Consider the following 12,490-nt stretch of genomic DNA (forward strand, 5'->3'; position numbering starts at 1 on the left):
AGAGGCCGGTCTCAGGTTCGAGCAGGAAATTCTGCCCGAGCATTATGTGGAGAGTTGCCTCATGAAGTTAATCTGACTAAAATTTGTAGCTTATGGAAATTGTACATGACGAAACAAAGAAACAGTTCAAGGTAGAAGTGGACGGTTATACCGCTCACGTAGCTTATCAGTTGACAGAAGACGGTGGCTTGGATATCCGCCACACCATAGTACCTGAAGAAATAGGCGGACGCGGGATAGCATCAGCTCTTGTAAAGGCTGCATACGATTATGCACGCTGCAAATGTCTGAAACCGGTTGCCACATGTGCTTATGCCGTAGTGTGGTTACAGCGTCATCCGGAATATCAGGGAGATGTAAGTTGTGATTATGGTGGTAAGGGTACTTGCGCAATTTGAACAGTTGCGCAATATAATATTTAAATCATATGGTTTGATTTTAACCATTTCTTTCCTGGAGGTGTAAGACACCATATCAGGAATATTACGCATGGTAGTCCTATTGCTGATAAAACAAATACTGCTTCCATTATTTTTCCTCCTTTTTATTACTTAATACTAAACCGGCTAAAAGTGTGGAACAAGCGACTAATAAACCTAAGATATATATTAATAGTTTACTTTCGCCTAGATCTTTAAATAAAGATGCTATCACTATGCCTGTCAACACATATTTTGAGACATCTATAAGATAGGCTCCTAACTTCTCTTTCCACATATAGTATTATATTTTAATATAAAGACAAAAATAAAAAACATCTGTCAACTTTGCAAATTCTTTGTAGAATAGTTAATTATCTTCTATCACAATCCCCATCTTCTTCATTAGGAAACATGCGTTCATATTTTGGGCTATACCTTCACGTATCTTGTAACTGAAGTATAGCTCATTGTTTTTTATATCAGCTTCGAAACAGTAGTTCTTTATCTGGTCCGGGAAATATTTTACCAGTTCACCAAGCAGCAAATCGTGAGTGGCAATTATACCGTTTGCCTTTAGAGTCATGAACTGACGTATAAGGCTGAATGAACCTTTCTGCTTGTCAGTAGAGTTTGTTCCTTTGAGAATCTCATCGAGGATGATAAACAGTTCGTCTCCCCTGTTGAGCATATCGATGATTCTTTTCAGACGTTTTAACTCCGCAAAGAAATACGACTCGTTATCGCTCAGCGAGTCTGATGTACGCAGACTTGTTATCAGCTGCACCGGATATATTTTCATTCTTTTGCAGCATGACGGAGCTCCGATACATGCCAGCAGATAGTTCACGCCTATTGTTCTCAGGTATGTGCTCTTTCCGGCCATGTTTGCTCCGGTAATAATCAGAAAATATGGCCTTGATGGAATAAGTGCATCATTTTTTATACATTGTTCTTCAGGCATTAGCGGATGTCCCAGTTCTTCAGCTTCATAGCAGAATGGAGTATCTGTGATTTCGGCATACTGGTAGCCGGGATGATTGTAGGCAAATGTTCCGAGAGAGCATAATGCATCCAGTTCGCCTACAGCCTCCAGCCATCCGGACAGGTATTTCCCATACCGGTCTTTCCAAGACTCGATACGTATCATCTGACGTAATTGGAAGAACATACTTCCTTCAAGTATTACATACAGAATCTGATTATTGCGCAAGTCTAGCCTGTCCAGCTCTTTTGTCAGTGCATTAAGAGCTTCGGCAGGCGATTTACCGTCTATCTCAAGTCTCTTTATTATATCCTTTATTCCTTTGGCATTCCATTCCTCGCTTTGTGCCAGTGTTATCAGGCGAGCGTATGTGCTTAGTGTTTTAAGTTTTTTGCCATACTCTTCCTGAAGTGCAGTGGCACGCTTTATAACACTGAAACTCAGAATTACGAAAACTGAAAAGGCAAGTCCGAACCATGATATGGATATTATGTCTGCCAGTCCGCATATCAGCAGTATTATATTTATGGATGGAACCAGCCATATCAATGCTTTTGCCCAAACGGATTTGGTAAGGGAACTTCCTGTTTCTGCCCATTTGCGGATGTCGCTGTCATCACTGTTTTCACTTCTGTTTATAAGTCCGGTGATGGCAAATTTCAGTCTGAAGTCATTTCTTTCTGCCAAATCCTTAACGCATTCCTGTCTTTCTTCTATGTCTTCCTTTTTGTGCAAATGGTTTTCCATCCATCCCGCCAAAGTCGTTTTTCCTATGTGTGTACATGTACGGTTGATAGCCTGGAAGAGTGATTTGCGACCGAAAATATCAAGGTCGAATGAATAAAGATGTTCTGCATCTGCAAATTCCTTGCCTTCGTCGAACTCCGAAAAGTCGTTGTTCAACCCCTTTAGTTCCTTGCTAAGGATATCTGCTTTTACTTCCAGCCATTGTTTGCGCATGAAGAAACGGCTGTGTACCTTTATCATTATGAGGAAAGGGATAAATGTGCAGCTGGCTCCGGTTATGATAGTCTGTGCGCTATAGCTCCATAGGGCGATGACTGTAGATATACAGCCCACGAAGAGCAGTATTCTTATAATACTTATATATAATATGGTTTTGTTTACCTTGTTCAGGTTCTGTTTAGTTTCAGATAGATTGTTGTTATACCATTCCTGTGGTCCCATGATTCCTGTTTTTATTTTGTCTGCGAAGATAATAAAGTTTTGAAAGTCTGTTTGTTTTATGCGGCGGATTTCATTTATTTTGTGATGTAATATAAATCAAGGTTAAGAAATGAAGTTCAGAATAGAAAGAATGATGGAAAGTGAATACCGGAATCTGAATATAGATTATGGATTTTACAGCACACCGGTTGGGGAAATTCTTGTGGCATCAACGTCACGCGGAATATGCTGTATAGAACTGGCTGATAACCATGATGAGGCTTTGCAATTGCTTTGCAAAAGGTTTGCAAAATCTTTTCAAAGAATGTGTCATACGGAATATCACGATTGGGCTTTACGATTTTTCAGTAAAAATGAAAGACGGTCTTCCGATGAAATTGTTTTGCATCTATATGGTACGAATTTTCAGATAGAGGTATGGAGTGCATTGCTAGAAATACCTTTTGGTAAGACCTCTAACTACAGTGAAATAGCAAAAGCTATAAATAACCCAAAGGCATTGCGTGCCGTAGGAACAGCCATAGGAAGAAATCCAGTAGCTATACTTATTCCTTGTCATAGGGTATTGCGTTCGGATGGTGGCATTGGAGGTTATTACTGGGGAATAGAAAAGAAGAAAATCCTTTTAGAATGGGAAAAACATGTAAGATAGAGAAATTTAAGAAGCGTTAAGACGGTAGTATATGGCAAGTATAAAATAATAGTATAACTTTGTAGCAGAGAAGTTTAATAATTGTTTCAACCTTAAAAATGGATACTTTATGAGAAAAAACTATCTGAAAGTAATCTGTGCCGTATTTACTGCAGGTGTTATGGCGTCATGTGGAAATTCTGCCACAGAAATCAAATCTTACAACGAAGGTATAAATATTATACCAAAGCCTCTTTCTCTTGAAGTAGGCAATGGTAGTTTCAAACTGAAGGACGGTATGTCTGTTCATGCTGCTGGTCAGGAAGAGAAAACAGTTGCCGAATATTTCATCTCAAAAATCAATCGTTCCACAGGCTTTGACATTCAGATTCGGGAAAACGGATGTATACGTCTGGAACTGGATGCTTCAGCCACAATGGATGATGAGGGATATACTTTGAATGTAACTCCTGAGTCGGTAGTGGTAAAGGCTAAGACTGCCCAGGGGCTATTCTACGGTATGCAGTCGTTCATGCAACTTTTGCCGGCAGAAATTGAAAGTCCCTCTGTAGTGAAGAATGTTCCTTGGGTGGCACAGGCTGTAGATATTACCGACGAACCTAAAATTGAATATAGAGGTCTGATGATAGATCCTTGCCGTCATTTATGACTGTAGACGATATAAAGAAACAGCTTGATGTTATGGCTCTGTTCAAAATGAACCGTATGCATTGGCATCTCACAGAAGACCAGGGATGGAGAATTGAAATTAAGAAATATCCTAAACTGGCCGAAGTGGCGTCGAAGAGAATAGAAGCCGACGGAACCGAATACGGAGGTTACTATACCCAGGAAGAAGTAAAGGAAGTGGTGAAATATGCTTCGGACAGATTTATCACAGTAGTTCCGGAAATAGAATTGCCTGGACATGAACTTGCAGCAATTGCCGCTTATCCTGAATTGTCGTGCAAAGGTCAGCCTGTCACTCCTCGTACAGTATGGGGGGTAGAGCACATTGTGATGTGTGCCGGCAAGGAGTTGCCTTTCCAGTTCCTTGAAGATGTGATTGCTGAAGTCGCAGCCTTGTTCCCTGGCGAATATCTTCATATTGGTGGCGATGAATGTCCAAAAACAAGTTGGAAAACATGCCCTTTATGCCAGAAGAGAATTCGTAACGAAAAACTCTTTGCCGACAAGAACCATACAGCAGAAGAACGTCTGCAAAGCTATTTTGTACAGCGTATGGAAAAGGTTGCTGCCAAGTATGGAAAGAAGATTATCGGATGGGATGAAATCCTTGAAGGAGGTCTGTCGCCTACGGCAACCGTTATGTCATGGCGAGGTGAACAAGGCGGTATAGCAGCAGCTTTGACAAACCATGATGTAATTATGACTCCGGGTTCAAATGGATTGTATCTCGACCATTATCAGGGAGATAGTAAGGTTGGTCCAGTTGGTATCGGTGGTTTTTCTCCTCTGAAAAAGACATACAGCTATAACCCGATACCTGATACTCTCGTAGCAATGGGCAAGGAAAACTTCATTAAAGGTTTGCAGGGTAATGTATGGAGTGAATATCTATATACTAATGATATTAGAGAATACCGTACTTTCCCACGTGCTTTAGCTATAGCAGAAACAGGTTGGACAGCTACAGAACTGAAAGACTACAATGACTTTATCAGACGCATAGACAATGCTTGCGTACGTCTTGATGGGCATGACATCAACTACTATATTCCTATGCCGGAACAGCCAAACGGTTCAAGTGATTTTGTTACTTTCACAGACAATGCTTCATTGGAATTTACAACTAACAGGCCTGTAAAAATGGTTTATACTCTTGATGGCACTGAACCTACAGTCAATTCGACTGTTTATGAAGCTCCGCTTGCTTTCACAGACACTGCCACAGTCAAGATAGCTTCTGTTCTTCCTTCGGGCAAGATGAACAGAGTTCGTACCATAACAGTAGAAAAACAGACACTTTCTCCTGCGGCTGCAGTAGAGAAAAAGACACCGGGACTTAATATGGAAGTTATCGACGGAACATATCTGAATATGGAAGAACTTGAAAAATCTGGCATGAAAGTAACTGATAAAAAAGTCATTAAGGATACACGCGAAATTATTACGTACAGAAGATTTTCTGAAGAAACAATGAGAGGTTTCAAGCAGTATGCCGCAATTGCTAAGGGATATGTTGATATACCGTCTGACGGAGTCTATTTCTTCTCATCCGATCTTGAAGAGGTTTGGATTGACGGTAAGAAACTTATTGACAATGGAGGTCTGGTGAAACATTTCTGTCCTACAGATAAGTCTGTAGCCCTTTCTACCGTGCTTCATGAGTTTAAGGTAGTGTTCCTAAGCAACTCTTACGGAGGTTTCCCTACACACTGGAACGATGGAAGCATCAATATCAGAAAGTCTGATGAAACATCATTCAAGAAGATAATGCCAGAGAGATTATTCCATTAATTCCCATCAATAAAATAATAAAGGCTGTTTCTTTCATGATTATATATCAACACGTAAGAAACAGCCTTTTTCATCTATTTGTTCTATATATTATTTCCACTCTTTCTTCTTCCTTACGAAAAATATCCAGCGAAGTATTGATGCTGGAATGGTGTGGCTGAACGAGTTTACTTCGTCCGCACGTTCCTCTATGTTTTCTATCAGCGGCTCAGCATCTTTCTCGCTTATTATACCGTTGTTTATCATCTGTTTAACAGTACGTTTTTCGTTGCTGAGCAGCATGCGGATAGATTTCAGTGTAAGGGCATGTCCGTAAGCTTTCGGGAACTCATCGGCAAGGGTATTTATTACCACATCCATACGTGATATGTTATTCTCTATTTCCGATTTCAGTGTCGGCAGGACAGCTTTCTGCTCGTCATCCAGAAGATTTGACGCTTTCAGCTCGTCTATCAGCTTCAGGTCCTCTTTCTGAAGGATGATGAAACCTCGTCCCAAATCGTATACCACGGTGATGCGCTCGCGGAAATAGAAACTCATCCAGTCATGTATCACCGGAGTTTTTCTCAATGCGTTGATTGTGCTGCTGCGTTCGCAGAACTTGAAGATTGAGTTTCTGAAATCGAGTGTGTACTTGCCGTCATGGTCGTACAGCTCGTCCAGCGAGTTCATCAATCTGCGGAAAGCTGTTTCCGATATGATACCTTCTTCGTATATGGCTTTGCAGGTGGCTTTCTCGCGGTCGAGGACTTTCAGGCGGATTTCGGAGATAACATCCTTCTCCTTTGTCTCTACTATTGGTGCCACCGGAGCTGATGCCATGTAGTGTTCCACCTTTCTCCAGTTTGCTCCTGTCAGGTGATCTCTTGCTTTAAGTCTTTCCAGATATTTCTCAGAGTTTTCCCTGATATGCTTGTGGATGTTGTATTCCAGTTTTACCCTGGCAGAAGGAACACTGATCAGTCCCATCCTGTTGAGCAGCCAGCGCATTGTGGTGGCATTTATACATAGTGTAAGAGTCACGATACCTGCAGTGAAAAACAATATCTGGTTTCTGATATCTTCAGGAATAGCTTCGGTATATGACACCATAAGCGCAAGTGTCATGGCAAGCGCGCCGCGCAATCCTCCCCATGTCAGTATCACAGATTCGCGCTTTGTCAGTCCGTAGCCCATACGTTTCATCACCGGATAGAGCATCGAAATCATGGCGTAACGGAAGAGATTTAGGAATATATATATCAGTATGAGCACTCCGAACGCGCTCCATGAGAAGGTTACTTTCTCGGATATCACTATACCCACTATGATGAATATAAGAGTGTTTGCTATATAAGTGGCGAGTTCCCAGAAATGTTCCATGAATTTGTTTACCTGCGGTTTCAGACGAGGCTTGCCCACGTATGTCACTGTAAGGCCGAATGCCACAAGGGCAATTACTCCCGATACACCCAAATAGAATTGGGATACGATAAAGGTGACATAAGCCGAAAGAATAATCACACTGTTCTGTATCATCTCTTCTGAGTTGATGCGGGTGATGAACCATATTACAAGTCGTGCAAGGAAATATCCCAGTATGGTACTGATGCTTATCACCTTTATGAATTCCATAATAGGAGAACTGTCTGAACCGCCTGTTGCGGCATATACTCCGAAGAAAAGCATGAAGCATACGATACCAGTACCATCGTTAAGCAGTGATTCTGCATCTACCAGCGTAGAAAAACGTTTGCTGGTTTTAAGCTCGTGAAGCAGAGCGACTACGGCCACAGGGTCTGTTGCACTGATCAATGCTCCGAACATCAGTGCGAATGCCCATGTCCAGTTTTCGTATCCCGGTATTGTCAGTCCTATACCTACCATCAGCACTCCGGTGAGAATCATGCAGATGACCAGTCCCGGTGCGGCAAGCAGAGTGGCATTTGCCAGTGTCTTTTTGAAGATATGCATATTCAGTTCATATGCTGCATCGAAAATCAATATGGGTAGAAACAGGTATAGAATAAGGTCAGGATTGATATTTGCTACACTATCTACCGCTTCCGTGATTTGTGGCATTGAATGAAATATTCCCGAACGGTTCAGTATTCCCACTAGTAGTCCGATACCGAACAGTCCAACGGTGTATGGAAACCTGCTGTGTTTTAATATAGATTTAAGTAACGCTCCTATTACAAGTCCTGTGATAGTGAGCAGCAAAGGTTGCAGAAATGCAAATTCTTCCATAATAATGATTATTAATTATAACAAAAAATGATTTTAACAAAGGTAATAAATAATGAATATAGAATGTATTTTAGTATGGAAAAAAGTAGTAAAATTTCTGCAGTCAGCATTATGGGTTAAAATCCTGTTACTTTATATGGAAAGATTTTGGTTTTTGTCTTATTCATAAGACAAAAAATGCTTATTATTGTCTTGTCTATAAGACAAAAGTTATATTATAAACGAAAAAATATACAAATTTCACTTTCACATCTTTCAAAACTAGGTATTTCAAATCATTCCCGCAGCAATAGCTTTCGCCTTTGCCCTGTCCGGTTTTCCTGTTCCTGTAAGCGGAAGTTCCGGGATAAGGATGATATGTTTCGGGCGCCAATATGGTGGAAGATTGTTTATCGCATCGTTTGTATCCATTTCGCGTGAAACAAGCATTACTATCTTTTCACCAAACTTGGCATCCGCAACGGAGGTTATCATATACGAACCTTCCGGCAGATAGTGACTAAGTTTTTCTTCCACCTGCTCTATCTGTACTTTCACTCCTCCGGTGTTGATGGTATTATCCTTGCGTCCGAGTATTCGGAACTGTCCTTTGCCGTTGAATTCTACTATATCGTTGGTTATTAAAGTGTCAGGATTTACTGATGGAGCAGAGATTATAAGTGTTCCTTCATCCGATAGGCTAAGAGATACGTTATCGAAAGGTGTGTACCATTCTGATGCATCGCTGCCATTAAGGCGTCGCAGTGCGATGTGCGATAGTGTTTCAGTCATTCCGTATGTGCTCCATACTGCGTTGGGGAAAGACTTCAGTTCTTCAGCCATGTTCTTGTCTATTGCTCCTCCTCCGATTATGAGGTGACGGATTTGCATCAGTTTTTCTCTATCTTCCGGATGCTGCAATGAATTGAATACCTGCATCGGTATCATGGCTGCAAAGTCCGGTATTTCTGTTATGTACTGTAGCGGTCGTCCGCATGGGGCAACTACCATAAGGTTGAGGCCTGCTATTATGCTGCGTACTACTACCATTTTCCCCGCTATGTAGGGCAGGGGCATACACAATAATGCGCTGTTGCCGGTCTTTAGTCTCAAGAATGATACTGTAAGGTGTGCACTGTTCATCATCCTTTCCTTCTCTACCCACAGTTCTTTAGGAGTACCTGTAGAGCCGGATGTGTGGACTTTCAATAACGGACTCTCGTTGTACCATTCGGCAAGGAATCCACTAAGTGAAGCCATGAAACTATCTTCACCGTATTTTGATGCGAACCGCTCTTTAAGTAATGATGCTTCTTCAGCTGTATAAGTCTTTCCGTTTATGGTGATGTTCTGATGCATTATTGAGTAAATTTTCTGGAACAAATATCGTATGCATAATTATATGCAATATTCGCAAAAATTTAGAATATATGCAAGTTAGTATGATAATACAATTATTCAAATTACTTAGAAGGAATATGGGTAATGAAAAATCTGCTGTCAAAAGCCACGTGGGTATGAGAATTCTTTATGTGACATTCAACAGCAGAAAAATACAATAGGTTCATCTAATATTAAAAAACCATAATTCGTTAAAATCCTTGCATCCAGAAGGAGTATTTTTTTCAATAACAGTGTTATTGGGTTTTTCAGGGGATGTTATGCCAAAGTCATCATCATTTGCTATGCATAAAATGGAATCACCAATCATTGCAAGACCTTCTATTTTGTCATGAACATAGTCCGGTGCAGCTTTTACAATATCCAATATAAGAGTTTTCTCAAGTATCTGAAAAGATTGTGTTAGGCAGACCTTATAAACCTTCTTGTTCGCATGAAAGTTTTTATCCGGAAATTTCCCATCTCTTTCCAGAACAAGCAAGACGCTATCGCTGATCCAGCATAAAGCATTTGCACCATCACTCTCTGGGTCAAGAGGGTATGTATATTCGGACCATATCTTGTTAGATGTATCATATTTAAACAATGGTACAGTATGTTCTTTCGAGTCGGTAAGAGGTGACTGCATAATGCCATACAGGAATGTACCATCAGGATTTGAACATAAACCTTCAAGTCCCCTATTAGGCCTTCTTTTCTGATAATGTATAGGCATTGTACCATCAAAAGGAGATAATGATTCTATGCACCTGCCAGTTTTGTCAAAATGCATCAGAAAAGGGCCATATTCTTCACTCACCCAAAATGAGCTGTCTGGCAAAACAGCCAAACCTTCAGGGTCTATGCCATGTTTGGTATATGAGTGGATTTTTTTTCCTTCAATATCATAGGCTATCTCACCCGTAGAGCCAGGATTGTTCTTTATAGGTAAGCCGGTGAATGGAATATTATTGGTATCTTTTAAAAGAATTTCGCGTTTTAATACAAACTGTTCTTTTTCTTTTGCAAAAATGCCGATACGAGGGCAAAACTCAGGTTGCGGGAATATTTTTCCGTCACCGGATTGATTATCTACATTGGGACCTCTGTCTGTCAATAGCCAGAATGTACTATCTTTCTTCAAATACACCAGATCAGAACCGTAGCCACCAATCTGAAATGAAATCTTTGAGTCACTGAAACTGACTGTCTTTGAAGGAATTGGATAATGATAAGTTGTTGAAACTGTAGAGTCTGAATTTTTATCTGAAGAACAGGATGCATGTAACAGAATTAATGCGGTTCCATACAGAACCGCATTAATATTTATTTTTTTACATCTATACATTATTGCTTGATACTTTTGCCATTATTACTGGCGTTTTTAGAAACTTCTGTAAATACAACAATTTCGGAGCTACCGTCAGTTTTTCTTCCAGTACTGTATATTTCATTATCTTCAAAATCCCCTGTTACCATTTCATCAATCAATTTCTTGTCTTTATTGTAGAATAGAACTTTGTCTCCACCTTTTCCCAGGCCGAAGGTAGGACCATCAGTTGCTTTCTTGTCAACATTTAGAGTCAGAAATGATTTTGCTTTGATTATAGTTCCATTAGGAAATGTATAACGGTCTTCTTCATCCATCTTATCATCAAGAATACTGTATCCACCCAAATCTACGTCTTTATCTGTAGAATTAAAGAATTCAATGAAGTCTTTAGTGTCATCCCAAGAAGAAGTTTGTGTATCCTGATTGTTTGTGAAAACCTCATTGATGAAAACCCCTGTAGTATTGATTACTTCCTGTTTCTCCTGCGCACCGTTGTTGGATCTTCCTTTGGTAAGTTCAGCAAAAATCACCCATTCTGTACTACCGTCAGTTTTTCTTCCATAGGTCTCATTTTCAGACATATTTGGAGTAGAAATTTGGTCAATTATATTCATGTTGGCATCAGCAAGGACTATAATTTCGTCATTCTTGCTTAACCCCCATGATGGATAGTTTACTGCATCTCCGTGAAGTCCTTCCTTATCGCATTCAATAACTATAAAATCTTTAGCAGGAATAATTTTTCTGGAGGGGACGGTCCACGCCTCTTCTTGTCCGCCACCTTCCCATAGTTTCAAACCTGACATATCTATATCTTCTGATGAATTGTTATATATTTCAATATAGTCCAAATCATTGATATCTGACTGATCACTGAAAGTATATACCTCATTAATCATTAGAACACCTTTTAAATCTGAATTTGACTCTCCGTTATTGTCTTCACCTTTCGTTGGAGTATCACAGATATGCCATGATGCGGCACCATTGGATACTCTTGCATAAGATGTTCCTTTTTCCATAGCAGGTGTCTCAACTTCGTCAATTTTTTTACCTTCGCTATCCAGGAAAGTGACCTTGTCACCTTTAGAACTCAAACCGAAACCAAAACTACCGTTAGGGTTACCTTCCTGGGCCTGACTGAAGCAGATTAAACTGTTTGCTGCTATAACAGTTCCTTCAGGAATAATATACTGTTCTGTTGCTCCTTTATCATCCTGTAAAATAAAGCCACTGATATCAACATCCTCCGTACCCGGATTGAATATTTCGATAAAGTCAAATTCTCCATCCAATGGTGCGCTCATGACTTCATTAATAAGAAGGTTTACATCACTTTCATCTGTAGAATTGTCTGTATTATCGTCTGGCTCTGATGTGTTGGATTTTCCTTTTGTTCCTGCTTCGGCAACAGCCCAATCTTTTCCACCATCAGCGGTGCGGGCAAAAGTCTGTCCGTCTTCAAGGACTGGAATAACAATCTGATCAATTGTTTTATACGTACTATCCAAGAGTTTTATTTCATCCCCGTCACCTGAAATACCAAAAGCAAAATCTGTTTCTTTTTCTAATACAAGGAAAGATTTAGATGCTATGACTGCATTTTCAGGAAATGTATATTCTTCATCTGCCCCTTTGTTATCCTGGAGTTTATATCCATCTAATTTAATGTCTTTGTCAGATGAATTGTATAATTCTACCCAGTCTGTTCCGCTAGAACATACTTCATTAATAAATAATCCTGTAATGTCAGAATTTCCCAAATTCAGATCTTCTTCTGAATCGTCTTTACAGCTTGTTACAATCAATGCAGTACCGAAAAGTACGACTGCACATTTGAATAAGTTTTTTTTCATAAAATATTT

General features: G+C 40.0%; 8 protein-coding genes and 1 pseudogene. 3 read left to right on the plus strand and 6 right to left on the minus strand.

The window, feature by feature from the left end; genetic code table 11:
* Positions 1-92 precede the first annotated feature (92 nt).
* Entirely contained in the window at positions 93-398 is a 306-nt protein-coding gene (locus I6E11_RS00500; protein WP_235335899.1) for a GNAT family N-acetyltransferase, read from the plus strand.
* Positions 399-528: 130 nt separating this feature from the next.
* On the opposite strand, the gene I6E11_RS00505 is transcribed toward I6E11_RS00500, so the two are convergent.
* Both I6E11_RS00505 and I6E11_RS00510 read right to left on the minus strand, forming a co-directional pair.
* The gene (locus I6E11_RS00505; protein WP_235335900.1) at positions 529-717 is read right to left on the minus strand and encodes a DUF6722 family protein; all 189 of its coding nucleotides are present in this window, start codon (positions 715-717) and stop codon (positions 529-531) included.
* A gap of 72 nt (positions 718-789) precedes the next feature.
* Positions 790-2,592, minus strand: coding sequence for a MutS-related protein (locus tag I6E11_RS00510; RefSeq protein ID WP_235335901.1), 1,803 nt, complete (start codon positions 2,590-2,592; stop codon positions 790-792).
* A gap of 109 nt (positions 2,593-2,701) precedes the next feature.
* Here I6E11_RS00510 and I6E11_RS00515 point away from each other — a divergent pair, with 109 nt between their 5' ends.
* Positions 2,702-3,244: a methylated-DNA--[protein]-cysteine S-methyltransferase gene (locus I6E11_RS00515; RefSeq protein WP_235335902.1), complete on the plus strand. Its 543-nt coding sequence runs from the start codon at positions 2,702-2,704 to the stop codon at positions 3,242-3,244.
* A gap of 109 nt (positions 3,245-3,353) precedes the next feature.
* A pseudogene (locus I6E11_RS00520) lies at positions 3,354-5,704 on the plus strand (family 20 glycosylhydrolase).
* A gap of 90 nt (positions 5,705-5,794) precedes the next feature.
* Here the strand turns inward: I6E11_RS00520 and I6E11_RS00525 are convergent.
* The 4 genes from I6E11_RS00525 to I6E11_RS00540 form a co-directional block, all read right to left on the minus strand.
* Entirely contained in the window at positions 5,795-7,933 is a 2,139-nt protein-coding gene (locus I6E11_RS00525; protein WP_235335903.1) for a cation:proton antiporter, read from the minus strand.
* Positions 7,934-8,203: 270 nt separating this feature from the next.
* Entirely contained in the window at positions 8,204-9,271 is a 1,068-nt protein-coding gene (locus tag I6E11_RS00530) for an AMP-binding protein (protein ID WP_235335904.1), read from the minus strand.
* Positions 9,272-9,476: 205 nt separating this feature from the next.
* Positions 9,477-10,640 (minus strand): esterase-like activity of phytase family protein, encoded by a 1,164-nt coding sequence (locus tag I6E11_RS00535; protein WP_235335905.1) that lies wholly within the window; start codon positions 10,638-10,640, stop codon positions 9,477-9,479.
* The gene (locus I6E11_RS00540; protein WP_235335906.1) at positions 10,640-12,481 is read right to left on the minus strand and encodes a lamin tail domain-containing protein; all 1,842 of its coding nucleotides are present in this window, start codon (positions 12,479-12,481) and stop codon (positions 10,640-10,642) included. Before I6E11_RS00540 ends, I6E11_RS00535 begins: the two co-directional genes overlap by 1 nt.
* Positions 12,482-12,490 lie beyond the last annotated feature (9 nt).

Source organism: Bacteroides caecigallinarum (assembly GCF_021531075.1).
Taxonomy (GTDB): domain Bacteria; phylum Bacteroidota; class Bacteroidia; order Bacteroidales; family Bacteroidaceae; genus Phocaeicola; species Phocaeicola caecigallinarum_B.